The 25,253-nt window shown below is 68.0% G+C and carries 19 protein-coding genes; 14 read left to right on the plus strand and 5 right to left on the minus strand.

Features of this window, described 5'->3' with window-relative positions:
* The first annotated feature begins 34 nt into the window (after window positions 1-34).
* The 13 genes from dnaE (at window position 35) to ACQI46_RS11390 (ending at window position 15,191) form a co-directional block, all read left to right on the plus strand.
* Window positions 35-3,568 (plus strand): DNA polymerase III subunit alpha, encoded by a 3,534-nt coding sequence (gene dnaE / locus ACQI46_RS11330; RefSeq protein ID WP_427094080.1) that lies wholly within the window; start codon window positions 35-37, stop codon window positions 3,566-3,568.
* Window positions 3,553-4,764 carry an MFS transporter gene (locus ACQI46_RS11335; protein WP_427094081.1) on the plus strand — a complete coding sequence of 404 codons (1,212 nt, stop codon included), beginning with the start codon at window positions 3,553-3,555 and terminating at the stop codon, window positions 4,762-4,764. The genes dnaE and ACQI46_RS11335 overlap by 16 nt, the downstream gene beginning before the upstream one ends.
* An 89-nt stretch (window positions 4,765-4,853) precedes the next feature.
* Entirely contained in the window at window positions 4,854-5,360 is a 507-nt protein-coding gene (locus tag ACQI46_RS11340; RefSeq protein ID WP_427094082.1) for a hypothetical protein, read from the plus strand.
* Window positions 5,357-6,262 (plus strand): ABC transporter substrate-binding protein, encoded by a 906-nt coding sequence (locus tag ACQI46_RS11345; protein ID WP_427094083.1) that lies wholly within the window; start codon window positions 5,357-5,359, stop codon window positions 6,260-6,262. Before ACQI46_RS11340 ends, ACQI46_RS11345 begins: the two co-directional genes overlap by 4 nt.
* Window positions 6,259-7,323: an ABC transporter substrate-binding protein gene (locus tag ACQI46_RS11350; RefSeq protein WP_427094084.1), complete on the plus strand. Its 1,065-nt coding sequence runs from the start codon at window positions 6,259-6,261 to the stop codon at window positions 7,321-7,323. The genes ACQI46_RS11345 and ACQI46_RS11350 overlap by 4 nt, the downstream gene beginning before the upstream one ends.
* Window positions 7,320-8,213, plus strand: coding sequence for an ABC transporter permease (locus ACQI46_RS11355; RefSeq protein WP_427094085.1), 894 nt, complete (start codon window positions 7,320-7,322; stop codon window positions 8,211-8,213). Before ACQI46_RS11350 ends, ACQI46_RS11355 begins: the two co-directional genes overlap by 4 nt.
* Window positions 8,210-9,022: an ABC transporter ATP-binding protein gene (locus ACQI46_RS11360; RefSeq protein WP_427094086.1), complete on the plus strand. Its 813-nt coding sequence runs from the start codon at window positions 8,210-8,212 to the stop codon at window positions 9,020-9,022. The genes ACQI46_RS11355 and ACQI46_RS11360 overlap by 4 nt, the downstream gene beginning before the upstream one ends.
* Window positions 9,019-9,909 (plus strand): carbon-nitrogen hydrolase family protein, encoded by an 891-nt coding sequence (locus tag ACQI46_RS11365; RefSeq protein ID WP_427094087.1) that lies wholly within the window; start codon window positions 9,019-9,021, stop codon window positions 9,907-9,909. The genes ACQI46_RS11360 and ACQI46_RS11365 overlap by 4 nt, the downstream gene beginning before the upstream one ends.
* Window positions 9,906-11,429 (plus strand): amidohydrolase family protein, encoded by a 1,524-nt coding sequence (locus tag ACQI46_RS11370; protein ID WP_427094088.1) that lies wholly within the window; start codon window positions 9,906-9,908, stop codon window positions 11,427-11,429. Before ACQI46_RS11365 ends, ACQI46_RS11370 begins: the two co-directional genes overlap by 4 nt.
* A complete protein-coding gene (gene hydA / locus ACQI46_RS11375; protein ID WP_427094089.1) occupies window positions 11,426-12,808 on the plus strand; it encodes a dihydropyrimidinase in 1,383 nt (460 codons plus the stop codon). Before ACQI46_RS11370 ends, hydA begins: the two co-directional genes overlap by 4 nt.
* On the plus strand, window positions 12,805-13,512 hold the full coding sequence (locus ACQI46_RS11380) for a GntR family transcriptional regulator (protein WP_427094090.1): 708 nt from the start codon (window positions 12,805-12,807) through the stop codon (window positions 13,510-13,512). Before hydA ends, ACQI46_RS11380 begins: the two co-directional genes overlap by 4 nt.
* A 22-nt stretch (window positions 13,513-13,534) precedes the next feature.
* On the plus strand, window positions 13,535-13,954 hold the full coding sequence (locus ACQI46_RS11385; RefSeq protein ID WP_427094091.1) for an allophanate hydrolase-related protein: 420 nt from the start codon (window positions 13,535-13,537) through the stop codon (window positions 13,952-13,954).
* A complete protein-coding gene (locus ACQI46_RS11390; protein ID WP_427094092.1) occupies window positions 13,935-15,191 on the plus strand; it encodes a Zn-dependent hydrolase in 1,257 nt (418 codons plus the stop codon). The genes ACQI46_RS11385 and ACQI46_RS11390 overlap by 20 nt, the downstream gene beginning before the upstream one ends.
* On the opposite strand, the gene ACQI46_RS11395 is transcribed toward ACQI46_RS11390, so the two are convergent.
* Entirely contained in the window at window positions 15,192-15,422 is a 231-nt protein-coding gene (locus tag ACQI46_RS11395; protein WP_427094093.1) for a hypothetical protein, read from the minus strand.
* A gap of 191 nt (window positions 15,423-15,613) precedes the next feature.
* Between ACQI46_RS11395 and ilvA the strand changes: the two genes are divergently transcribed.
* On the plus strand, window positions 15,614-16,870 hold the full coding sequence (gene ilvA / locus ACQI46_RS11400; RefSeq protein WP_427094219.1) for a threonine ammonia-lyase IlvA: 1,257 nt from the start codon (window positions 15,614-15,616) through the stop codon (window positions 16,868-16,870).
* Between the two features lie 4 nt (window positions 16,871-16,874).
* On the opposite strand, the gene treZ is transcribed toward ilvA, so the two are convergent.
* Genes treZ through ACQI46_RS11420 form a run of 4 tightly spaced genes read right to left on the minus strand, consistent with a single transcriptional unit; the run spans window position 16,875 to window position 25,246 of the window.
* Window positions 16,875-18,608 carry a malto-oligosyltrehalose trehalohydrolase gene (gene treZ, locus ACQI46_RS11405; protein ID WP_427094094.1) on the minus strand — a complete coding sequence of 578 codons (1,734 nt, stop codon included), beginning with the start codon at window positions 18,606-18,608 and terminating at the stop codon, window positions 16,875-16,877.
* Entirely contained in the window at window positions 18,601-20,901 is a 2,301-nt protein-coding gene (gene treY / locus ACQI46_RS11410) for a malto-oligosyltrehalose synthase (RefSeq protein ID WP_427094095.1), read from the minus strand. The genes treZ and treY overlap by 8 nt, the downstream gene beginning before the upstream one ends.
* Before the next feature lie 2 nt (window positions 20,902-20,903).
* On the minus strand, window positions 20,904-23,069 hold the full coding sequence (glgX, locus tag ACQI46_RS11415) for a glycogen debranching protein GlgX (protein ID WP_427094096.1): 2,166 nt from the start codon (window positions 23,067-23,069) through the stop codon (window positions 20,904-20,906).
* Complete coding sequence (locus tag ACQI46_RS11420) at window positions 23,054-25,246, minus strand: acyltransferase family protein (RefSeq protein ID WP_427094097.1); 2,193 nt, start codon at window positions 25,244-25,246, stop codon at window positions 23,054-23,056. The genes glgX and ACQI46_RS11420 overlap by 16 nt, the downstream gene beginning before the upstream one ends.
* Window positions 25,247-25,253: the final 7 nt, after the last annotated feature.

A 25,253-nucleotide genomic window follows, 5' to 3' on the forward strand; every position in this document is an offset into this window, starting at 1 on the left:
CGGTGTCGGTGGACGGCCATAGACTGGCCACCCTATGAGCGGGTCATTCGTACATCTCCACAACCACACCGAGTACTCGATGCTCGACGGTGCCGCGAAGGTCAAGCCGATGCTGGCCGAGGCGCAGCGCCTGGAGATGCCCGCGATCGGGATGACCGACCACGGAAACATGTTCGGCGCCAGCGAGTTCTACAACGCCGCGACCGACGCCGGTATCAAGCCGATCATCGGGATCGAGGCCTACATCGCGCCGGCGTCACGCTTCGAGACCAAGCGCGTGCTGTGGGGCGATCCCAGCCAGAAGAGCGACGATGTGTCCGGCAGCGGGTCCTACACCCACATGACGATGGTCGCCGAGAATGCGACCGGGCTGCGGAACCTGTTCAAGCTGTCCTCCCTCGCGTCGTTCGAGGGGCAGCTGGGCAAGTGGGCGCGCATGGACGCCGAGATCATCGCCGAGCACGCCGAGGGCATCATCGCCACCACCGGCTGCCCCTCCGGGGAGGTGCAGACCCGGCTGCGGCTCGGCCACGAGCAGGAGGCGCTGGAAGCGGCCGGCAGGTGGCGCGAGATCTTCGGCCCGGACAATTTCTTCCTCGAGCTGATGGACCACGGGCTCGACATCGAACGCCGCGTGCGTGAGGGTCTGCTCGACATCGGACGCAAGCTGGGCATCCCGCCGCTGGCCACCAACGACTGCCACTACGTCACCCGCGACGCGGCGCAGAACCACGAAGCACTGCTGTGCATCCAGACCGGCAAGACGCTGTCCGATCCCACCCGGTTCAAGTTCGACGGCGACGGTTACTACCTCAAGTCGGCCGCCGAGATGCGGGCGCTGTGGGACGGTCAGGTGCCCGGTGCTTGCGACTCGACCCTGCTGATCGCCGAACGGGTGCAGTCCTACGCCGACGTGTGGACGCCGCGCGACCGGATGCCGATCTTCCCGGTGCCCGACGGACACGATCAGGCGTCGTGGCTGCACCACGAGGTGATGGAAGGCCTCAAGCGCCGCTTCCCGGCCGGCGTCGGGCAGGACTACATCGAGCGCGCCGACTACGAGATCAAGGTCATCTGCGACAAAGGCTTCCCGTCGTACTTCCTGATCGTCGCCGACCTGATCAACTACGCGAAGTCCGTCGACATCCGGGTCGGGCCGGGTCGCGGGTCGGCCGCCGGTTCGCTGGTGGCCTATGCACTCGGCATCACCAACATCGACCCGATCCCGCACGGCCTGCTGTTCGAGCGGTTCCTCAACCCGGAGCGCCCGTCGGCGCCCGACATCGACATCGACTTCGACGACCGGCGGCGCGGCGAGATGCTGCGCTATGCGGCCAACAAGTGGGGCAGCGACCGGGTCGCCCAGGTCATCACGTTCGGCACCATCAAAACCAAAGCGGCGCTGAAGGACTCGGCCCGCGTACACTACGGGCAGCCGGGCTTCGCGATCGCCGATCGGATCACCAAGGCGTTGCCGCCGCCGATCATGGCCAAGGACATCCCGGTGTCGGGCATCACCGACCCCACCCACGAGCGGTACAAAGAGGCCGCCGAGGTCCGCACCCTGATCGACACCGATCCCGACGTGCGCACCATCTACGAGACCGCGCGCGGCCTCGAGGGACTGGTCCGCAACGCCGGCGTGCACGCGTGCGCGGTGATCATGAGTTCCGAGCCGCTGATCGACGCGATCCCGCTGTGGCGGCGCCCGCAGGACGGCGCGATCATCACCGGCTGGGACTATCCGTCGTGTGAGGCCATCGGCCTGCTGAAGATGGACTTCCTCGGTCTCCGAAACCTGACGATCATCGGCGACTGCATCGAGAACATCAAGACCAACCGGGGCATCGACGTCGACCTGGAGGCACTGGCTCTCGACGACCCCAAGGCCTACGAACTGCTGGGCCGCGGCGACACCCTCGGTGTGTTCCAGCTCGACGGCGGACCGATGCGCGACCTGCTGCGCCGCATGCAGCCCACCGAGTTCAACGACATCGTCGCGGTGCTGGCGCTCTACCGGCCGGGTCCGATGGGCATGAATGCCCACAACGACTACGCCGACCGCAAGAACGGCCGCCAGCCGATCAAGCCGATCCACCCGGAGCTCGAAGAGCCGCTCCAAGACATCCTCGCCGAGACCTACGGCCTGATCGTCTACCAAGAGCAGATCATGTTCATCGCCCAGAAGGTCGCGTCCTACACGATGGGCAAGGCCGATGCGCTGCGCAAGGCGATGGGCAAGAAGAAGCTCGAGGTGCTCGAGGCCGAGTATCAGGGCTTCCGCGAGGGGATGACCGCCAACGGGTTCTCCGAGGGCGCGGTGAAAGCCCTGTGGGACACCATTCTTCCGTTCGCCGGCTACGCGTTCAACAAGTCACACGCGGCCGGCTACGGCCTGGTGTCCTACTGGACGGCGTACCTGAAGGCCAACTATCCGGCCGAATACATGGCCGGTCTGCTCACCTCGGTCGGCGACGACAAGGACAAGGCCGCGGTGTACCTGGCCGACTGCCGGCGACTGGGCATCACGGTGCTCCCGCCGGATGTCAACGAATCGGTGCAGAACTTCACCTCGGTCGGTGACGACATCCGGTTCGGCCTGGGCGCCATCCGCAACGTCGGTGCCAACGTCGTCTCCTCGTTGGTGGCCACGCGCAGCGAGAAGGGCAAGTACACCGACTTCTCCGACTATCTGAACAAGATCGACATCGCCGCCTGCAACAAGAAGGTCACCGAGTCGCTGATCAAAGCCGGCGCCTTCGACTCGCTCGGGCACCCGCGCAAGGGGCTGTTCCTGGTGCACACCGACGCCGTGGACTCGGTGCTGGGGACCAAGAAGGCCGAGGCCATGGGGCAGTTCGATCTGTTCGGCGGGGGCGACGACGGCGCCGGCGAGTCCGTGTTCACCATCAAGGTGCCCGACGAGGAGTGGGAGGACAAGCACAAGCTGGCGTTGGAGCGCGAGATGCTCGGGCTCTACGTGTCCGGTCATCCCCTCAACGGCATCGCCCACATGCTGGCCGCTCAGGTCGACACGCAGATCCCGGCCATCCTCGACGGCGACGTGCCCAACGACACGCAGGTCCGCGTCGGCGGCATCCTGGCCTCGGTGAACCGCCGGGTCAACAAGAACGGACTGCCCTGGGCCTCGGCACAATTGGAGGATCTGACCGGCGGTATCGAGGTGTTGTTCTTCCCGCAGACCTACTCGATGTTCGGCGCCGAGATCGCCGACGACGTCGTCGTCCTGGTCGGTGCGAAGGTCGCCATCCGCGACGACCGCATTTCGTTGATCGCCAATGAGCTTGTGGTGCCGGACTTCTCGACTGCGCCCGCCAACCGCCCGGTGGCGGTGAGTCTGCCCACCCGGCAGTGCACCGTGGACAAGGTCAGTGCGCTCAAGCAGGTGTTGGCCCGCCATCCCGGCCCGGCGCAGGTTCATCTGCGGCTGATCAGCGGCGAGCGGATCACCACGCTGGAGCTCGACCAGTCGCTGCGGGTGACGCCGTCCTCGGCGCTGATGGGTGATCTCAAGGAGCTGCTCGGCCCGGGTTGCCTCGGCGGGTGAACGCCGCCGCGCCGGTGCGTCTGAGTGCCTGGCGGTTCGTCACGACGTTCGGTCTCGTCAGCATGCTGGCCGACGTCGTCTACGAAGGCGCCCGCTCGATCACCGGCCCCTTGCTCGCATCTCTCGGCGCCACCGCGGTCGTGGTGGGCATCGTGACGGGTGCGGGGGAGGCCGCGGCCCTGGTGTTGCGTGTCGTGTCGGGTCCGCTGACCGACCGCACCAGGAGGTTCTGGGCGTGGGCCATCGGCGGGTATGCCCTGACCGTCCTGTCCGTCCCGTTCCTCGGCGTGACGGGAGTGTTGTGGGTCGCCGCGGCGCTGGTGATCGTCGAACGCATCGGCAAGGCTGTGCGCAGCCCCGCCAAGGACACCTTGCTCTCACACGCCACCGCGGTCACCGGCCGGGGGCGGGGGTTCGCCGTGCACGAGGCGATGGACCAGATCGGTGCGTTCGCCGGGCCGTTGGCGGTCGCGGCGATGCTGGTGGCGTTCGGGGGCGACTATCGACCGACGTTCGCGATGCTGGCGATCCCCGGCATCGGCGTGCTGGCGCTGCTGTGGTGGCTGCGTTCCCGGGTGCCGCGGCCCGATCTCTACGAAGTCGCGGTCCAGGTGCGCCCGGGTGGGTCCGCACGCACATTCGTGCGGTCACTGCCGCGGGCGTTCTGGGTCTATTCGGGATTCTCCGCGGTGACGATGGCCGGGTTCGCGACGTTCGGTGTGCTGTCGTTTCATCAGGTCACCGCCGGGGTGGTGCCGGTGGCTGCGGTGCCGGTGATCTACGCGGCGGCGATGGCCGCCGATGCGGTGGCCGCGCTGATCACCGGCTGGCGCTACGACCGGGTGGGGGCCCGGGTGCTGGTCTGGTTGCCGGTACTGGCGGTGCTGGTTCCGCTGCTGGCCTTCGGTGACCACCTCGCGATGGTCGTCGCCGGTGCTCTGGTGTGGGGTGCGGCAGTCGGCATCCAGGAGTCGACGCTGCGCGCGGTCGTGGCGGACCTCGTCGAGCCGGGCCGGCGGGCGACGGCGTACGGGATGTATGCCGCGGTCATCGGGACAGCCGCCGCCGTGGGCGGGGTACTCACGGGATTTCTTTATTCCCAATCGATTACGGCGCTGATCGTGGTGGTGACCGCCGTGCAGGTCGCCGCGCTGGGGTTGCTTCCCGTGGTGCGCCGTGCCGCGGCTCGGCGGTGAGAAACCGTTAACACCGCGGGACGTCTCGGGTAACACTCCCGAAACGGCCGCTGCATGTAATGCTCGGCATGCGTTGTATACAGGACACAATGGCCGGCCTGGCCGTTGTCGAACGGCCCGGCGTGGCCCCCGATGAAGCGTTCGACCACCTCGACGGGGTGCTGAGCCGTCGCCTGCACATCGCGGTCGGGGACGACCGCTCGTGTTGCACCGCGCAGATCGAACTGGTGGCGGTGCACGGCACCGACCGCACCCTGCCGTCCGCGACGCGCGACGCCCTGGCGGCTTTGGCGCCGGGAAGTGCAGTGGCCTCCACGCATGTGCCTGCGGTCGCAGGTGGCTGGATTGCCGTGCCCGGGTTGAACATCCGCGTAGCCGCGGTCGCCGACCTCGGTGGTCCGGTGATCGCGATCAGCTACGACGACGCCGCGGCGATGCTGGCCGCAGACCGCGACGGCCGGCTCGTGGTGCGCACTGTCGCCGTCGTCCTCGGCCTACCGGACCGAGGGCTGCCCGGCTGGCACGTGGTGGCCACCGGCGCCGACACGGTGGCGCTGCCCGCCGGCCCCGGCCATCGCGCGGGGTGTGCGGCATGAGCGAGACCCTCGTCCTGACCCACGGCTGCTCCCTGTCGAATCTGCCGCTGTTCGTTGCCGTCGGCGAAGGCCTCTTCGCCGATGAGGGCCTGCGCGTCGAGGCACCCTACTTCAATGACATCAGTTCCACCGCAGAGCTTCTCGCAACCGGGGTGGCCGACCTCGGCACCGCCGGCTTCACCCAGCCGCTCATCGATTCGTGTCGGCCCGACCCGCCGGTGCTGGTCGCCGGCAGCGGTCTGATGGGAGTCTTCGTGCTCACCCGGGACCCGATGTCCGATGCCGCGCCGCTGGCCGGCAAACCCGTCGGGACCTTCCGCACCGACCCGATGGAAGTGCTGCTCCACGACGTCCTGGCCGCGGCCGGGCTGGCCATGAGCGACGTCGACATCCGCTATTTCGACGTGCTCAACGACGCGATCGAGGCCTTCGAGGCCGGTGAACTGGCCGCACTGACGCTGGCCGAGCCGTACGCGGGTCGAGTGCGCGCCGCAGGCGGACACGTCCTCAGCGACGGCACGGACGTGTGGGGATACCCGTTCCCTGACACCGCCCTCGTGGCCTCCAGCCGATTCCTGCGAGAACGTCCCGACCAGGTGCGCGCGGCCATCCGCGCGATGCTGCGCGCCTATGACCTGATCGTCGCGGACCTCCCGGCCGCACTGCGCCACGCGCAGAAGTACTTTCCCGGATACACCCTCGACGAACTCGTCGATGCCGTCGGACGTCAGCCCTCGATGGTCGACATCCGTGACCTCACCGAGGTCGTCTACGGCAGATGGGACACCCTGCGGTCCCTGGCACTGGTGCCCGAGAACGCCGAAATGCCGCTTCACGCCGTCAATCTCGACCTGCTCAACGTCGAGCTCGCCGTACCCGCCGCCAAGGAGAACGCCCGATGAAGGACACGTTTCACACACCCCACAACCGCCGCATGTTCTTTCGCAACGCCGCGATCGCGGGCACGGCGGTCGCCGTACCGGCCTGGCTGCTCAGCGGCTGCTCCGGCGCCGGCACCACGGGCACCGCGCCCAACGCCGCCGGCGTCACCACGCTGAAGGCGACCCACGGCACCGGCCTGTGCAACCTCGGCATCTTCCTGACCAAAGAGCGTAAGCTCAGCGAACCCGACGGCACCGCAATCGAATTCGTCGTCACACCCACCAACGCCGACATCGTCACCTTGTTCGGCGCCGGGCAGGTCGACATGTCGCTGGTGCCCTACACCCAGTTCCTGACCCTCTACGACGCCGGCGCGCCCGTGACGATCGTCGCCGGCGGTGGCGTGGAGGGCTGCTCGATCGTGGCGCAACCGGGCATCAACTCGGCCGCGGACATGAAAGGCAAGACGCTCGGCACGTTCCAGGCCGACACGCTCGAGATGCTGCCGTACGACTACCTGAAGAAGGCCGGTCTGTCGTTCGGCGACATCCAGGTCCGCTACTTCGGCACCTCGCCCGAACTCGCGCAGGCGTTCATCAGCGGTTCCATCGACAGCATGTGTCACATCGAGCCCTACGTCACCCAGGCGCTCAACGCCCGGGCCGGTTCGGTGCTGCTCTCCGACGGCAAGGACGTCTACGGCCCCGGCTACACCGACTGCGTTCTGGCCGTGCGCAACCCGCTGCTGGAGGAGAACCCGAAGGCGGTCAAGGCGGTGATCAAGGGCCTGATGGAGGCGCAGCAGCAGACCGAGGCCGACCGCAGGGCGGCGGTCGAGGTGGCCGTGGGTAGCTACTTCAAGACCAGCCTCGAGGACGCGCTGGACGCGTCGAACAAGCAACCCAACGTCGTCGACCAGCGCAACAAGACGCAGTTCATGCTCGAACGCGCCGTCGGCATGAAGGACCTCGGCTACCTGAAGAAGCTGCCCGACGAGAAGATCGCCGACTGGTCGCTGCTCGAGGAAGTCATCAACGAGAACCAGAGCCTGTACAACTCGCTGAAGGTGAAGACCGCATGACCGCGATCACGCACATCGACCTGCCGGCCCAGCGCACCGCGCCCGCCGCACCGCACCGCCCGCGCAGCAGATACCGCCGCGTCGCCACCGCCGCCGGCTGGTGGGTGGCGTCGGTGGCCCTGTTCGCCGGCCTCTGGGAACTGGCGTGGCTGATGGGTTGGGCGCCGGAGCTGCTCCTGCCGCCACCGCACATCTTCCTGCAGGACTTCAGCAGTCAGGCCCAGTTCTTCGACACCGCGACGATCGGCGCCGAACAGGCCACCCCGGTGGTGGCGGTGGCCACCACGGTGCTCGCCACCGTGGCGCGGGTGCTTGCCGGCCTGGCGCTCGGCTTCCTCGCCAGCCTCATCACGGGCGTGCTGATCACCCAGTTTCTGACGGTGCGGGGCCTGGTACTGCCGACGATCACCCTGCTCGCGCCGATCTCCCCGATCGCGTGGCTGCCGGTGTCGATCTTCCTGTTGGGCATCGGCAACGGCGCGGCCGTGTTCATGGTGTTCATCGGCGTGTACTTCGTCATGACGCTGGCCACCATCGGCCTGATCAACGACGTACCCGCGACCTACATCAACGTGGCCCGCACGATGGGCGCCTCCCGACGGCAGATCCTGTTCCAGGTCATCCTGCCCGCGATCCTTCCGGGCCTGCTGCAGAGCCTGCGGCTGAACCTGTTCGCCGCGTGGATGGTCGTGCTGCTGGCCGAGGCCGTCGGCGTCGGCAGCGGGCTCGGCCAGGTGGTCATGCTGGCCCGCAACACGTTCAACTCGAGTCTGGTGTTCTTCTCGATGACCGTCATCGGAATCGCCGGCTACCTGCTCGACATCGCGTTCCGCCAGATGCAGAACCGGTTGCTGTGGTGGCAGCCGGCCGGGAAGGGAGCCCTCCGATGACACCCGCCGCAGCCAAGCAAGCCACCGGTGCGGTGCAGTGCCGCTCCGTCAGCAAAGTGTTCGGCGACAACGGATCTGAGGTGGTGGCCGTCGACTCGGTCAACCTCGATGTGGCCCCGGGAGAGTTCGTCGTCATCCTCGGACCCAGCGGCTGCGGGAAGAGCACGCTGCTGTCGATGATCGCCGGGCTGGAGCCGATCACTTCGGGTGAGATCACCGCCGACGGTGCGCCGGTCGTCGCACCCGGACCCGACCGCTGCATGATCTTCCAGCAGTCCTCGCTGTATCCGTGGATGTCGGTGGTCGACAACGTCAGCTTCGGGCTGAAGCTGCGTGGCGTACCGAAAGCCGAAAGGCGCGAGACCGCAAGGGACCTCTTGCAGACCATGGGGCTGGGTGATTTCGCCGACGCCCACCCCGACGGCCTGTCCGGCGGGATGCGCCAGCGCGCGGCGATCGCCCGCGCGCTGGCGATGCAGCCGCGGGTGCTGCTGATGGACGAACCGTTCGCGGCTTTGGATGTGCAGACCCGGGCCAAGTTGCAGGACTACATCGTCTCGTTGCGCGAGGAGAGCGGCGCCTCGGTGCTTTTCGTCACGCACAGCATCGACGAGGCCGTCGCACTGGCGGACCGCATCGTGGTGTTCACGGCGCGGCCAGGCCGTATCAAGGCGATGGTCGAGGTCGACATGGAGCGCCCGCGCGACCCGCGGTCGCCCGGGTACCACACGCTGCACGACCAGCTCGTCGACTTGCTGGCCGACGAAGTCGACCGCGCCTTCGCTCAGCAGGAGGGCGCCCGCAAGTGAGCACCCTCGTCGTTGCGGCCGCACAACTCCCGGCGTGTGCAGACGACCCGGACAAGAACCTGGCGGTCGTCGAGGCGGCGCTGTGCGACGCAGCCGCCGCCGGTGCCGGCCTCGTCGTCTTCCCGGAGTTGGCCACGACCCCGTACTTCTGCGGTGAGCAGTCCGGCGCCTATCGTGACTGGGCGCAGCCGGTGCCCGGCGCGCAGTCCGACCGCATCTCCGCTCTGTCGGCGGAACTCGGTGTGGCGGTGGTGTTCCCGCTCTTCGAACGGGATGACAGCACACAGACGTTCCACAACTCGGCGGTGGTCCTCGACGAGCACGGCGCCGTGGTGCCGTGTGTCGACCGCGCAGGACAGACCCACACGGTCGCGCGCAAACTGCACCTGCCAGTCGGCGACCACCCGGCGCCCGGCTTCGACGAGCCGGCACACTTCACCCCGGGACAGTGGCTCGGCGTGCACACCGTGGCCGGTGCGCGGCTCGGGATCCCGATCTGCTACGACCGGCGATTCCCAGAGTGCTGGCGAGAACTGCGCGCGCTGCGCGCCGATCTCGTCGCGGTGCCGGTCGCCGGCAGCGGCGGTGACAGCCCCGACTTCTTCCTGGCCGAACTGCGCACCCACGCCCGCGAGAACGGACTGTTCGCCGTGGCAGCCAACAAGATCGGCGTCGAATGGGTGGGCGGCCACGCCGTCGAGAATTTCGGTGACTCCTGCATCGTCGGCCCCGACGGCGAGCTGATCGCGCACCGGCCCGGCGCCGACGGCCCCGGCCTGGTGATCGCCGAGCTCGACCTCGGCGGGCTCGCCGAAACCCGCCGCGTGCTGCGCTACTTCGATCACCGCCGCACCGACCTTTTCCCCAGCGCAGAGGAGATCTCATGACCACCCTGTTCCGCAACGCCCTCGTCGTCGCGATGGACGACATCAACCGCAGCAAGCCCTTCCGGTCCGACGTGCTCGTCGTCGGCGACCGGATCACCGCGGTGGCACCGGATCTGGCGGTGCCCGACGGGGCCGACGTCATCGACTGCACCCACCGGCTGGTGATGCCCGGCCTGGTCAACGCGCATGTGCACTCGTGGGAGGCGCTGTTCAAGGGCCGCTACGACAACCTTCCGCTGGAACTCTGGATGCTGCTGTCCTATCCGATCCTCGGCCTGGAACCGATGTCGGAGCGGCTCATCTACCTGCGCACTCTGCTGGTGGGTATGGAGTCACTACGCAACGGTGCGACGTGTCTGCTCGACGACGTCATCGAGTCGCCCACTCAGAGTCTGACCGCCCTGGAAGCCGTCTTCGACGGATACGAGCACATCGGGATCCGGGCCAACTGCTCGGGCAACATCGTCAACCGGCTCTACATCGACACGATCCCGTTCGTCGACGAGATGGTGCCGGCCCAGTTGCTCGCCGAGGCGCGCGCGGTCGCGCCGCGGACCACCGAGGACTATCTGCAGTTCAGCAAGGAGGCGTTGACGCGTTTCGACGGCCGCGCGGGCCGGTTGCGCTACGTGATCGCCCCCAGCGGCCCCCAGCGGTGCACCGACGAGCTGTTCATCGCGGCCGACGAGCTGTCCCGCGAACACGACACGACCTTCCACGTGCACGTCCTGGAAACCAAGATGCAGGCCGTGACGGGCCGCGAGTTCTACGGCTCGACCCTGGTCGAATACCTGGACTCGCTCGGTGTCCTGACCGACCGGGCCACGCTGGCGCACGGGATCTGGCTGACCGACGGCGACATCGAACGCCTCGGCGCCGTCGGCGCATCGGTGGCGCACAACCCGATCTCGAACCTCAAGCTCGGATCGGGCATCGCGCCGTGGCGTGCCCTGCTCGACGCCGGCGTCAACATCGGGCTGGGCTCGGACGGGTTGTCCAGCAACGACTCTGCACGAATGTTCGACGTGGTCAAGTCCGCGGCCCTGCTGCACAAGGTGACCCAGCCCGACTTCGATGCGTGGCCCACCGCCGACGAGGTGCTGTGGGCGGCCACCCGCGGCGGTGCCCGCTCGGCGCGGTTGGCCGACGAGGTCGGCGCCATCGCGCCCGGCCGCAAGGCGGACCTGGTGCTGCTGGACCTCAACGCGCTGAACTTCACCCCGGTCAACGACATCGCCCAGCATCTGGTCTACGTGGAGAACGGCGACTCGATCACCGAGGTGTGGGTCAACGGCGAAGTGGTCGTGCGGGACGGGCGCTGCCTGCACATCGACGAGGACGCGGTCCTGGCCGAGGTGCGCGAGCTGGGCGGGGAGTACCTGGCGCGCTACGCCGAGATCGAGCATCGCAACCACGCGCTCATGCCGCACTTCCGTGCGATCTACCAGCGTTGCTGCCGGGAGGCCATGGGCATCAACAGGTTCAGTGGCGACGAACGGGCATGGGTGGGGGCGCTGTGAGCCTTCTGATCAAGGGCGCGCGGGTGGTCACCGCCGCCGACGACTACGTCGCCGACGTGTACGTCGCCGAGGACAAGGTGACCACGATCGGTGCCGCGCTGGACATCCCGGCCGACCAGGTGATCGACGCCGACGGCTGCTACCTGTTGCCGGGCGGGGTGGATCCGCACACCCACTTGGCGTTCAGCATGGCGAGCACGACCACCGCCGACGATTACGCCTCGGGCACCATCGCCGCCGCGATCGGCGGTACCACGACGGTGGTCAACTTCGCACAGCAGCGCAAGGGGCAGCATCTGCGCGCCGCGATCGACGACGGTCTGGCCGCGGCCGAGGGCAAGGCCGTCATCGACTATGCCCAGCACATCGTGGTCACCGATCTGGCCACCGAATCCCTCGGGGAGATCGACGAACTGGTCGACGAGGGCGTCACCAGCATCAAGATGTTCATGGCCTATCCCGGTGAGCTGATGGTCGACGACGCCACCTTGTTCCAGGTCATCGAGCGGGCCGGCCAGGTCGGCGCACTGTGCTGCATCCACGCCGAGAACGGACCGGTCATCGACGTCCTGGTCCGCCGCGCCCTGGCCCAGGGGCGCACCAACCCGTCCTGGCACGGCCGCACCCGGCCTGAGCTGGCTGAGGCCGAAGCCACGCATCGTGCGATCGCGTTGGCGGAGATGGCCGACGCGCCGGTGTATTTCGTGCACCTGTCGTGCGCTGAGGCGCTGCAGGAGGTGACCAACGCGCGCGACCGGGGCCGTCCGGTGTTCGCCGAGACATGCCCGCACTACCTGTTCCTGGACTCCAGCGTCTACGACGACGAGAGTTTCGACACCGCCAAGTACGTGCTCACCCCACCGCTGCGCCCGGCGCACCACCACGAGCACCTGTGGCGCGGTCTGCGCACCGACGACCTGCAGGTGGTCTCGACCGACCACTGCCCGTTCTGCCTCAACGGGCAGAAGTCGATCGGGGCGCACGACTTCTCCCAGATCCCCAACGGAGGCCCGGGCATCGAGCACCGTCTGCAGCTGCTCTACTCCGGAGGTGTTGTCGCAGGCAATCTTTCGCTTCGGCGCATGGTCGACGTCTTCTCCACCACGCCGGCGCGGCTGTTCGGGTTGTTCCCGCGCAAGGGCACCATCGCCGTCGGCTCCGACGCCGACCTGGTGATCTTCGATCCGAGCGGTTCGACCACCATCAGCGCGGACACCCATCACATGAAGGTCGACTACAGCCTCTACGAGGGCTGGACGCTGAGCGGCGCGGTGCGCACCGTCGTCTCCGCGGGCCGACCCGTGGTCGTCAACGGTCTGTTCGTCGGCAAGCACGGCTCCGGGCGGTATCTGCAGCGCGAAGCGAGTGGTCAACTGTGAGCGGGTCGGAGCGGCTCGGGGCCGTCGCGTCGCTGTCGGTGCAGACGCGGCGCAAGACCTACGAGCACGTATACCGGGCGTTGCGTCACGCGCTGATCACCGGTCAGATCCCGCACGGTACCCACCTGGTGGAGACGGAGTTGGCCGCCCAACTCGGTGTGAGCCGGACGCCGGTGCGTGATGCGTTGCGTCGGCTGGAAAGTGACGGCTTCGCCGAACGCGGCAGCGCGGGCGGGCTGTGGTCGCGGGGCATCGGCGCCGAGGAGATCGAGGATCTGTTCCTGGTCCGCACCGAATTGGAGAAGCTGGCCGCCCGGCTGGCGTGCGAACGCGCCAAGCCCGAGCAGTGGGGTGAACCCCGCGCGCTGTTGGTGAGGATGGCCGAGGTGATCGACACCCACGGCGTCGGCTCCGAGGAGTTCGCCGAAGTCCACCTGGCGTTCCACAGCTCGATCTACCGAATCGCGTTCGGCGACAGGTTCGCCGGACTTCTCGACGGTTACCTCCTGCAGTGCCTCGACGTCGCCGGCGAGCTGAGTTACCGCGACCCCGGACGCACGCTGCCGGCAGTCGAACAGCACGAACTGCTGCTCACCGAGCTGTGCAGTGGAGACGTCGACCGTGCTGTCACCGCCGCCGGGGCACACGTGCGCCGCGGCGCCGACGACGCGCAGCGCGCCCACACCGACACCGCTCTGTCCTGAACGACCCACCGAAAGGTTTCTCATGCAACACATGTTTCTCAACGGCACCGCCATGTCGGGGCAGAAGGACCACGGCTGCATCGCCGGTCTGGCGAAGCTCGTCGGTCCCGCCACCACCGCGCCGGACTTCAGGTTCTTCGCCGTGCGCGACGAATTCCCCGGTCTGTTCCCGGTGGACAGCGGTGGTCTGCCGATCACCGGAGAGCTCTACGAGATGTCGGACGAGCTGCTGTTCGACATCTTGCTGCCGCAGGAACCCAAGGAGCTCGAACTCGGCTCGATCCGGCTCGCCGACGGAACCACGGTGCGGGCCATGATCTTGCAGCCGGACCGCATCGCGACCGGCGACAAGGTCGTCGACATCGCCGACTTCGGTGGCTGGCGCGCGTACCAGGCGCACTTGGCGGCCAATGCCCGGGTCGATGAAGTCCTCGGCTTCTGATCTGGCGGTCGCCGGCGCCCTGATGCTGGACCGGTTGCGGTGTCTGGCCGCGATCGGTGCCGACGCTGCCGGCGGGGTCACCCGGCTGGCCTACTCGCCGGAGGACGTCTGCGCGCGCGACACCGTGGCGGCGTGGATGGCGGCGGCGGGTCTACAGGTCTGGGTCGACGAGGCCACCAACCTGTTCGGCCGCCTGCCCGGCCGCGATCCGCAGGCAGGTGCGCTGCTGACCGGAAGTCACCTCGACAGCGTGTCCCGGGCCGGGGCGCTGGACGGTCCGGCCGGCGTGGTGGCCGGCCTGGCGGCCGTGCAGGCCGTGCGCGACTCGGGGACGACGTTGCGGCACGACGTCGTCGTGGTGGCGTTCAGCAATGAGGAGGGAACGCGCGGTACACCCGGCATGGTGGGATCGAAGGCGATCGCGGGGCTGCTCTCACCGGAAGACCTGGCGAAGCCCGGTGACGGAGGCGTCACCCTGGCGGAGCGCATCCGGTCTGCCGGCGGCGAGCCGGAGCGCATCGCGCGGGCGGCGTGGTCGCCCGACCGCGTCGCGGCCTTCGTGGAGATGCACATCGAGCAGGGTCCGGTGCTGGAGGCCGAAGAGGCACGTATCGGAGTGGTCAGCTCCATCACCGGTCAGGTAGGGGTGACCGCGACGATCACCGGGGCGGCCAACCACGCCGGTTCGACGCCGATGGCGCGTCGGCGCGACGCGGCGGTGGCCGCCGCGCACCTGGTGCTGGCCGTCGAGGCTCTGGCCACCGACGGTCATGTCCGGGTCGCAACGACCGGAATCCTCGGGGTCGCACCGGGAGCGCGCAATGTGATCCCGGGGGAGGCGGTGCTCGGCATCGACATCCGTGACAGTGAAGCCGGTCGGCTGGCGGCGGGACTGGCGCGGCTGGACAGGCAGGCGGCCGAAGTGGCCGCGCGGACCGGGACGACGATCCGCCTGACGGCGGCGCCGCTGCAGCGGCCCGTGCCAACCGACCGGCGACTGGCCGGGCACATCGTCGCAGCGGCCGAGGGCTTGGGGGCGCGCTGGGTCGAGCTTGCCAGCGGCGCAGGACACGACGCGCAGATCATGGCGGCGCTGGCGCCGATGGCCATGGTGTTCGTACCGAGCGTGAACGGAGTCAGTCATTCCCCGGAGGAAGCGACGAAGGCGGAGGACCTGGTGCTCGGTGCCGATGTGCTGCTGCGCACGATCGTCGCGGCCGACGCGGAGTTGCCCTGATCAGTGATGGATCGTGGTGGTGAGGGCGCCACCGACCCAGACGAGGGTGGCGACGCCGGTCGCGGTGAGCACCGCGGGTGCGGCGGTGGAGGCGACGAGAGCCACCAGGGCGAACGTCACGAATCCCACGACGAGGGCCACCGCTTTGTACGCCGGCCACGGGACGCCGGCGATCGAGACGGTGGCAGCGCGCGGTGCGCTGACGTCGCGAGCGTGTTCGGCGGTGGTCATGAGTTCAACGATAACCCTTACGCAAGGTTTCGGCCACCCGAAACACCGCATTGGGGGAACCGGTCAGCGGTTGGGGTCAGCGATCCCATTTCCGCTGGACCGCTGCTCAGTGGCACCATTGACCGGTGTCCACCGAGCTGAGCCAGCAGTACCGCCTCGATCGCGCCGACGAGCGCTCGCGCGAGGAGAAGATGGCTGGAGCGCCGCTGTGCGCTGCGGACATCGACGAGGCGGCCCGGCGAATTTCGGGCGTGGTGTCGAAGACTCCGCTGCAATTCAGTGACCGGTTGTCCGACATCACCGGCGCGCAGGTCTACCTCAAGCGCGAGGACCTGCAGGCGGTGCGGTCCTACAAGCTGCGCGGCGCTTACAACCTCCTGATGCAGCTGACCCCGGAAGAGACCGCCGCCGGGGTGGTCTGTTCCTCGGCCGGCAATCATGCGCAGGGATTCGCGCTGGCGTGCCGGTCGATGGGCATCCGCGGCCGGGTCTACGTGCCTGCCAAGACGCCCAAGCAGAAGCGCAACCGGATCCGCTACCACGGCGGCGAGTTCATCGAGCTGATCGTCGGTGGCAAGACCTACGACATGGCCGCTCAGTCCGCCATCGACGACGTGGCACGCACCGGCGCCACCCTGGTTCCGCCGTACGACGATCTGCGCACGATGGCCGGTCAAGGCACCATCGCCGTGGAGATCCTCGACCAACTCGGCGCTGAGCCTGACGTGGTGATCGTTCCGGTGGGCGGCGGAGGCTGCATCAGCGGCATGACCACCTATCTCGCCGAGCGGACGGCGGCGACCTCGGTGCTGGGTGCCGAACCGGCCGGCGCGGCGTCGGTGGTGGCGGCACTGGCCGGGGGCGCGCCCGTGACGTTGGAGCACGTCGACCAGTTCGTCGACGGCGCAGCCGTCGCCAGGGTCGGCACCCTGCCCTTCGCTGTGCTCTCCGCCGCCGGTGACATGGTGTCGATGACGACGGTCGACGAGGGCGCCGTGTGCACGGCGATGCTTGACCTGTATCAGAACGAGGGCATCATCGCCGAGCCCGCCGGAGCATTGTCGGTGGCGGCGCTGCTCGATGCCGACCTCGAACCAGGCTCCACCGTCGTCTGTCTGATTTCCGGTGGGAACAACGACGTCTCGCGTTACGGCGAGGTGCTCGAGCGTTCTCTGGTGCACCTGGGCCTCAAGCACTACTTCCTGGTCGACTTCCCGCAGGAGCCCGGCGCGTTGCGTCGCTTCCTCGACGACGTACTCGGACCGAACGACGACATCACGCTGTTCGAGTACGTCAAGCGCAACAACCGCGAGACCGGTGAGGCGCTGGTCGGCATCGAGTTGGCGTCGGCGGCCGACCTCGAGGGCCTGCTGGAGCGGATGGAGGGCTCCGAGTGCCACATCGAACTGCTCGAGCCGGGCTCGCCGACGTACCGCTATCTGACCTGACCTTCTAGGGGTTCACGCGCAGCACTGCGGCGGAGTGCGCTCCCATCCGGCACACCGAACCGGCGGCGGTCACCTCACCCCACGCCAGTACGGCCTCACCCGACACCGGAACCTCCACGGTCTCGGTGCCGAGGTTGCACACGATGTCGAAGCTGCCGCGGTGCATGACAAACCAGCGGGCGGCTTCGTCGTAGTCGATGCGCAGGTGGTCCAGCCACGGATCGGCGAGGTCGGACTCGTTGTGGCGCAGCGCGATCAGATCCCGGTAGAACGCGTACAACTGCGCGTGCTCGCCGTCGCTGACCTCGTCCCATCGGAGTTTCGAGCGCTCGAAGGTCGCCGGGTCCTGCGGGTCCGGAATCTCGTCGGCGTCCCAGCCGTGGTCGGCGAACTCGCGTTTGCGACCCTCGGCGGTGGCTCGGGCCAGTTCCGGTTCGGGGTGGCTGCTGAAGAACTGGAACGGTGACGTCGACGCCCACTCCTCGCCCATGAACAGCATGGCCGTGTACGGCGATCCGAGCGCCAGGGTCGCCTTGATGGCCAACTGCCCCATGGTCAGGTTCTGTGACGGCCGGTCCCCGAGCGCACGGTTGCCCACCTGATCGTGGGTCAGGGTGTAGGCCAGCAGCCGGGTCGCCGGTATCCGTGAGGTGTCCAGCGGTCGCCCGTGTCGGCGCTGCCGGAACGACGAATAGCTACCTGCGTGGAAATAGCCGTGGCGCAACGTTTCCGACAACGTTTCCAAGGTGCCGAAGTCGCCGTAATAGCCCTGGCGTTCACCGGACACCGCGGTGTGGATCGCGTGGTGAATGTCGTCGTCCCACTGTGCGGTCATGCCCAGGCCGCCCTCGTCGCGCGGAGTGATCAGCCGCGGATCGTTCATGTCGCTCTCGGCGATCAGCGACAGCGGGCGATCCAGTTCCGCTGAGAGTGCGTCGGTTTCGGCCGAGAGTTCCTCGAGGATGTGGTAGGCGGTGGTGTCGACCAGCGCGTGCACCGCGTCCAGGCGCAGACCGTCGGCGTGGAAATCGCGCATCCAGCGCAGTGCGCAGTCGAGGATGTACCGGCGAACCTGATCGGCGCCGGCGTCGGCGATGTTGATCGACTCGCCCCAGGGATTGGAACCGCTCGACAGGTAGGGGCCGAACTTCGGCAGGTAGTTGCCCGACGGGCCGAGGTGGTTGAAGACGGCGTCGATGAGGACCCCGAGGCCGTGGGCGTGGCACGCGTCGATGAACCGGATCAGTCCGTCCGGACCACCGTACGGTTCGTGCACGGCGTACCACAGCACCCCGTCGTAGCCCCAGCCGTGGGTGCCGCCGAACGCGTTGACCGGCATGACCTCCACGAAATCCACGCCGAGGTCCACCAGATGGTCGAGCTTGTCGATGGCGGCGTCGAATGTGCCTGCCGGCGTGAAGGTTCCGATGTGCAGCTCATAGATCACCGCACCCTCGATGGACCGACCCCGCCAGCTGTCATCGGTCCACGCGTCCGCGGCGGGCTCCCACAGTTGTGAGCGTTCGTGCACACCCTCGGGTTGCCGGGCCGAACGCGGGTCGGGAAGCACCTTCGGGTCGTCGTCGAGCACGAAACCGTAGCGCGCCTGCGGCTGCGCCTCGACCGTCGCGCGCCACCAGCCGTCGTCGTCGCGCCGCATCGGGTGCAGCACCCCGTCGACGTCCAGCCGCACCTGCTCGGGAAGGGGTGCCCACACTGCGAACTCGCGCTCAGACATCGCCACGCACCAACAACGCGACGGGGAGCTCGGCGAACAGTGCCTCGGCGGCCACCGTGCCGCTGTACACCGCACCGCCGAGACGTTCGGTCCAGGTGCCCTCCGGCAACGTCACGGTGGTGTCGCCCCAGCCGTCGTCAGCCAGGCGCACGCTCCAGCGGTTGACCGCCACCAGTACGTCGTCCCCGCGCAGGAACGCCACCACGTGCTCGGCGTGGTCGCCGTCGGCGAGCACCGGCCGATACCCGCCGGACAGGAACGTCTCGGGCCGTTCGCGGCGCAACTGCAGAGCCGACCGCACGACCCGCAACTTGGGATGCGACATCTTCTCCAACTCTGCGCGGCGGACCGCGTAGTCGACCCGGCGCCGGTTGTCGGGGTCGACCAGGCTGTCCTCCCACAGCTCGGTGCCCTGATACACATCCGGGATGCCGGGAGCGGTCAGTGCGATCAGTTTCTGTCCCAGCGCATCGGACTGGGCGTGCTTGTCCAGTCGGGAGACCACGGCGGTCAACTCGGTTGCCGTCGGGCCGTCGAGGATCGTGTCCAGCCAGCTGTGTACGGCCGACTCGAACGCCTCGTCGGGGTCGTTCCAGGTGGTGTGCAGCGCCGCCTCGCGGATCGCCTTCTCGGTGTAGGCGTGCAGCCGCCCGCGCAGCTCGTCGGTCACGACACCGTCGGCCGGCCACACCCCGAAAATGTTCTGCCACAGGAAAAGACCGGTCTGGGCATCGGGGGAGGGGTTCACCCGCTCCCATCCGCGCACCATCTCCGCCCACAGACTCGGCACCTGGGAAAGCACCCCGATCCGGGCGCGGACGTCCTCGCCGCGCTTGGTGTCGTGCGTGCTCAACGTGGTCATCGCGTGCGGCCAGAGCGCGGCGCGGGCACCGGCGCGGCGATGGAACTCCGCGGCGCCGACCCCGAACTTGTCGGGCTCCCCGCCCACCTCGTTGAGCGACACCAACCGCGGGTCGCGGTAGAAGAGGCAGTCCTCCATGGCTTTTGCGGTCGCCGCTCCGCACAACTGTTGCAGGCGTACCTCGACCTCGGCGCTGGCGGCCAACGCCGCGGCGACCAGTGTCAGCGGGTCGTCGAGTTCGGGATGCTCGGCGGCGGCCGCGGCGAACGCTTCGGGAAGCACGGTCGACAACGCGCGGTAGTCCGAGCGGTACACACCGACATGGCTCAGCAGCGCAGCCACGGAATCGGCGAGCTGGGGGTGGTCGCGGCCGGTCGCGGCGACGATGGTGCGGCACAGGCGCGCGAGTTCGCTTGCCAGCGTGGCGGTCACGGCCTGGACCTTCAGTTTCCGGCCGGCGTGGGCCATGGCCTCGTAGTCGAGGCCGGCGGAGGTGACCAGCGCGGTCAACGCCTCCACACCGGCCGGGTCGACGAAGATGCCGCCGACTTCCCGCAGTGCGTCGTAGCCGGTGGTGCCGTGCACCGGGAGAGTGGGGTCGAGCGCCTCGTCGACCGCCAGGATCTTCTCGATGACCAGCCAGGCCTGCGGGCCGATGGCCTCGCGCAACCAGGTCAGGTAGCCGGCCGGGTCGGACAGGCCGTCCGGGTGGTCGATGCGGATCCCGTCGACCAGGCCCTCGACGAACCACCGCCGGACTTCGGCGTGGGTGGCTTCGAACACGCCGCGGTCCTCCTGGCGCAGACCGGCCAGCGACGTGATCGAGAAGAAGCGCCGGTAACCGCATACGCCGTTGCGCCAGCCGATCAGCTTGTAGTGCTGGCGAGCGTGTACCTGCGCGCCCGTGGCGCCGTCGTCAGCGGTGCCGGGAGCGATGGGGTAGGCCAGGTCTCCGAGCCGCAGCACGTCACCGTCGACGGTCAGGTCGTCGACGTCGTCGTCGGACCCCAGCACCGGCAGCACGATGCGGCCGGCGGGATCGAGATCCCAGTCGATGTCGAAGTACGACGCGTACTGCGACTGACGGCCATGGGTCAGCAAGTCCCACCACCACGGATTCTGCCGCGGCACATCGACGCCGACGTGGTTGGGCACGATGTCGACCACCAATCCCAGGCCGGCCGTGCGTGCCGCCGCAGCGAGACGGTGCAGGCCTTCGGGTCCGCCGAGTTCGGCGGACACCGTGGTCGGGTCGGTGACGTCGTAACCGTGCGTCGACCCCTCGGCGGCGGTCAGGATCGGCGACAGGTACAGGTGCGACACGCCCAGGTCGGCGAAGTAGTCCACCAGGTTCTCGGCGTCGGCGAAGGTGAAGGCTTCACCGCTGGCCGCGCCGCGCATCTGCAGTCGATAGGTCGACAGGACAGCCATGGTCACGCCGTCTTACGCAGAACGAGCAGGGACCGTGGGTGCAATGAGATCTTCTCTCCGGCAATGACTTCCAAGTCGGTCTCCCCGGTCGGGTGCGCGGTGTCCAGCGCGCCCTCCCACGCTTGGGCGTATATCCCGTCCGGCGTGACGAATTCCTGAGCTTCGGCATGGGTGTTGAAGCACAGCAGGAACGAATCGCCGACGACACGTTCGCCACGTTCGCCGGGCGCGAAGATGGCTTCGCCGTTGAGGAACACCGCGACACACTCGTCGAGCCCGGACCCCCAGTCCTCGAGTTCCATCTCCTTGCCCGAGCGGGTCAGCCACGCGATGTCGCGGAGTTGGTCGCCGCTGCGGATCGGCTTGCCCTCGAAGAATCGACGACGCCGGAACACCGGGTGGCTCTTGCGGAAGCGCACGACTTTGCGGGTGAACTCGAGAAGATCTGCGTTGGTCTCGCACAGCGACCAGTCCATCCAGGACAGCTGGGAGTCCTGACAGTAGACGTTGTTGTTGCCGGACTGCGTGCGTCCGATCTCGTCGCCGTGCGAGATCATCGGCGTGCCCTGCGAGAGCATCAGCGTGGCCATGATGTTGCGCATCTGCTTGCGCCGCAACGCATTGATCTCCGGGTCGTCGGTGGGCCCCTCGACCCCGCAGTTCCACGACCGGTTGTGGCTCTCCCCGTCGCGGTTGTCTTCCCCGTTGGCCCAATTGTGCTTCTCGTTGTAGGACACCAGGTCGGTCAGGGTGAAACCGTCATGGCAGGTCACAAAGTTGATGCTGGCGCTCGGTCGCCGACCGGTCGCCTCATACAGATCCGACGACCCGGTCAACCGGGAAGCGAATTCGCCCAGGGTCGCGGGCTCGCCCCGCCAGTAGTCACGCACAGTGTCGCGATACTTCCCGTTCCACTCGGTCCACAAACCTGGGAAGTTGCCCACCTGGTAGCCGCCCTCGCCGATGTCCCACGGCTCGGCGATCAGCTTGACCTGGCTGACCACCGGGTCCTGCTGGACCAGGTCGAAGAACGCGCTGAGGCGATCCACGTCGTAGAACTCGCGGGCCAGCGTGGCGGCCAGGTCGAACCGGAATCCGTCGACGTGCATGTCCAGCACCCAATAGCGCAACGAGTCCATGATCAGCTGCAGCGTGTGCGGGTGCCGGGCGTTGAGGCTGTTGCCGGTGCCGGTGAAATCCTTGTAGTACCGGTGGTCCCCGTCGAGCAATCGGTAATAGGCGGCGTTGTCGATGCCGCGGAAGTTGATGGTCGGGCCCAGATGATTGCCTTCGGCGGTGTGGTTGTAGACCACGTCGAGGATGACCTCGATGCCGGCCTCGTGGAAGGCGCGCACCATCGCCTTGAACTCCGCGACCGCACCGCCGGCGTTTCCGGTCGCGGCGTACTCGTTGTGCGGCGCGAAGAACCCGAAGGTGTTGTAGCCCCAGTAATTTCGCAGCCCCAGATCCAACAGCCGGTGGTCGTGCAGGAACTGGTGCACCGGCATCAACTCGATCGCGGTGACGTTCAGCGACTTGAGGTGGTCGATGATCGCCGGATGGGCCAGCCCGGCGTAGGTGCCGCGCAGTTCCTCCGGAATGTCGGGGTGCGACTGCGTCATGCCCTTGACATGCGCCTCGTAGATCACCGTCTCGTGGTACGGCGTGCGCGGCGGGCGGTCGGACCCCCACTGGAAGAACGGGTTGATCACGACGCTGACCATGGTGTGGCCCAGTGAGTCGACGCGCGGGGGCACACCTCCACTGGCGAGGTCGTCGGCCTCCAGATCGTAGGAGTACAGCGCCTGACCGAACCTGAAGTCGCCGTCGAACGCCTTGCCGTACGGGTCGAGCAGCAGCTTGCTGGGGTCGCACCGGTGTCCGGCGACCGGATCCCAGGGCCCATACACGCGGAACCCGTAGCGCTGGCCCGGCGTGACCGTCGGCAGATAGCAGTGCCAGACGTAGCCGTCGACCTCTTCGAGCTCGAGGCGGCGTTCGCTGCCGTCCCTGGCGATCAGGCACAGCTCGACGCGGTCGGCGACCTCGGAGAAAAGAGAGAAGTTGGTGCCCGCCCCGTCGTAGGTGGCGCCCAGTGGATACGGGGCTCCGGGCCACACCATCGGGAACGAGGCCGGCTCGGCGGTGGACATCAGCCCTTCCACCATCCGGTGGCGATGCCCATCTGACGGCCGAGTTCATCGGTCATGGTGCGCATATAGGTCGACGAGATGTGATGAGCATCGTGGTAGAGCAGCACATTTCCCTCCACGGCTCGGCAGTAGTCGGCACGACACACCGCATCGCTCATGTCCAGCGGCATCAGCAACGGGAAGCGCGCGGTGTAATCCAGTGTCGGGTTGGAATCCGAGAGTACTTCGGATCGTTCGATCCCGCAGGAGATGGCGTCGCCGCCGTCGGCCAGGCAGTCTTTCGGCAGGAACGGGTCGCCGTCGCGTACCATCCACGGTGTGTCGCGCATGGCCAGGATCGGGATTCCGTTGTCGGTCAACGCCTCCCAGATGCCGAGGTAGCCGGACGGCATCACGTCACCGGGCTTGATGTTCCAGGGTCGGGTGGAGGTGGTGAAGACGAAATCGGGCCGGTCGGCGATGATCCGGGGCAGCACGCGGTCGTTCCATTCCCGGCATTTGGGATACGGATCGTTGTTTCCCATCACCAACGGTGTCTCTTCGGTGGTCAGCGGGCAACCCATCTTCAGGTACGTGACGACCTTGAAGTGGTGCAGACGTCCGAGGATGTCCAGGGCGGTGATCCAGTGCTCGGCATGTGAGCCGCCGGCCAGCGCGATGGTTCGGGTCGCGGTCCGGTCGCCGTAGGTGCAGTTGATGATGTTGATGGTGTCGAAGTCGCTGATGCACCCGTCGACGGTGGTCTGCGGAATGTCCTCCTTGGCTTCCAGGACGCTGGGACGCATCGGCAGCTTGGGGACTTTGGCCTTCTCGACCAGGGCGCGCGCACCCGGGTAGTCGCGGGCCGACAGCCCGGAGAGTTCCTTGCCGTTGGACCGCAGCACCATCACGTGCTCACGCCAAGTGAACGATGTCGCCGTCAACGCCACGCCGAGCAGCGCCACCGTCGAGCCCAGGACGATCGTGGGTCTGCGCAGCCGCTTGCGTAGCGGCACCGTGGTCACCCGGGCCTTGGCCGACGAGGAGCGGGCCCGCAGCGGATCCTCGACGTAGCGGGTCGTGAGCCAGGCCAACACCCCGGAGACCGCCAGGACGGCGGCCCCCTCGGCGAAGTTGACCCGGGAGTTGCCGGTGTAGGCGAGATAGAAGATCAGCAGCGGCCAGTGCCACAGGTACAGCGAGTAGGCCATCGCGCCCAGCGCGACGAACGGTTTGGTCGCCAGCAGTCGGTTGGGCGCGGGAATCCGACCGCGGGTGTGCGGGTCGGCGTGGCGGTTGGCCGCCGACAGGATGAACAGCAGCGTCGCACCCACGGGTACCAACGCCCACGGACCCGGGAACTCGCGCACGCCGTCGATCAGGGCCCCGCAGGCCAGGATCGCCGCGAGCGCGACGGTGGCGGCGATGGTGCGCAACCACATCTGCCAGCGGATGTAGGGCACGACCGCCCCGACCAGCGCGCCCAGCAACAGTTCCCACGCCCGGGCGAAGCTGTCGTAGTAGGCGGCGGCCTGGTCGGTGTTGTGGGCGATCGTGGCATAGACGAATGACGCGACGGTCAGACCGGTCAGCAGCGCCACGAACGCGACGCGCATGTACCGCCCGAGCGGACGCCGGAATGCGAACGCCGACAGCAGGATCAGCGCCAGGAACGCGATGTAGAACTGTCCTTGCACCGACATCGACCAGATGTGTTGCAGCGGGCTGACCGACTCGCCCGCACGCAGATAGTCCGACGCGGTGCGCGCCAACTCCCAGTTCTGGTAGTAGCCCAGGCTGGCCAGGCTCTGGTCGGCGAACGTCTCCCACCGTGTCTCGGGCTGGATGAGGATCGTCAGGACCGCGGACGCGGCCAGCACCACGACCAGCGCCGGGAGAAGCCGACGGATCAGCCGGGTGACCTCCGGGACCGGACGCAGGGTGGTGCCGGGAGTGAGCGCCCCGCGCAGCAGGCGTCCGCCGAAGAAGAAACCCGACAGGACCAGGAAGACGTCGACCCCGCCGGAGACCCGACCGAACCACACGTGGAACACCGCGACCAGGGCGATGGCGACCCCGCGCAGACCGTCCAGATCGTGCCGGTAGAAGCCGGAGGAGCGGGTGCCCATGCCAGGAGCCGACGGTTTGACGGCAGTCTGGACTGGACCCGGTGCCGAGCGTGACGACGGCCGGGCGGGGGCGAGGGTCATCATGATCGGG

Source organism: Mycobacterium sp. SMC-4, from assembly GCF_050205565.1.
Taxonomy (GTDB): Bacteria; Actinomycetota; Actinomycetes; order Mycobacteriales; family Mycobacteriaceae; genus Mycobacterium.

Bases quoted from the DNA above. Each gene is read 5' to 3' on its own strand.
- ACQI46_RS11345 (WP_427094083.1), top strand. From the start codon at position 5,357: ATGAGCGAGACCCTCGTCCTGACCCACGGCTGCTCCCTGTCGAATCTG.
- ACQI46_RS11395 (WP_427094093.1), bottom strand. From the start codon at position 15,422: ATGACCACCGCCGAACACGCTCGCGACGTCAGCGCACCGCGCGCTGCC.
- ACQI46_RS11350 (WP_427094084.1), top strand. From the start codon at position 6,259: ATGAAGGACACGTTTCACACACCCCACAACCGCCGCATGTTCTTTCGC.
- ACQI46_RS11390 (WP_427094092.1), top strand. From the start codon at position 13,935: ATGAAGTCCTCGGCTTCTGATCTGGCGGTCGCCGGCGCCCTGATGCTG.
- ilvA (WP_427094219.1), top strand. From the start codon at position 15,614: ATGGCTGGAGCGCCGCTGTGCGCTGCGGACATCGACGAGGCGGCCCGG.
- ACQI46_RS11340 (WP_427094082.1), top strand. From the start codon at position 4,854: ATGGCCGGCCTGGCCGTTGTCGAACGGCCCGGCGTGGCCCCCGATGAA.
- ACQI46_RS11360 (WP_427094086.1), top strand. From the start codon at position 8,210: ATGACACCCGCCGCAGCCAAGCAAGCCACCGGTGCGGTGCAGTGCCGC.
- ACQI46_RS11420 (WP_427094097.1), bottom strand. From the start codon at position 25,246: ATGATGACCCTCGCCCCCGCCCGGCCGTCGTCACGCTCGGCACCGGGT.
- ACQI46_RS11385 (WP_427094091.1), top strand. From the start codon at position 13,535: ATGCAACACATGTTTCTCAACGGCACCGCCATGTCGGGGCAGAAGGAC.
- ACQI46_RS11355 (WP_427094085.1), top strand. From the start codon at position 7,320: ATGACCGCGATCACGCACATCGACCTGCCGGCCCAGCGCACCGCGCCC.
- ACQI46_RS11370 (WP_427094088.1), top strand. From the start codon at position 9,906: ATGACCACCCTGTTCCGCAACGCCCTCGTCGTCGCGATGGACGACATC.
- treZ (WP_427094094.1), bottom strand. From the start codon at position 18,608: ATGTCTGAGCGCGAGTTCGCAGTGTGGGCACCCCTTCCCGAGCAGGTG.
- glgX (WP_427094096.1), bottom strand. From the start codon at position 23,069: ATGGTGGAAGGGCTGATGTCCACCGCCGAGCCGGCCTCGTTCCCGATG.
- dnaE (WP_427094080.1), top strand. From the start codon at position 35: ATGAGCGGGTCATTCGTACATCTCCACAACCACACCGAGTACTCGATG.
- treY (WP_427094095.1), bottom strand. From the start codon at position 20,901: ATGGCTGTCCTGTCGACCTATCGACTGCAGATGCGCGGCGCGGCCAGC.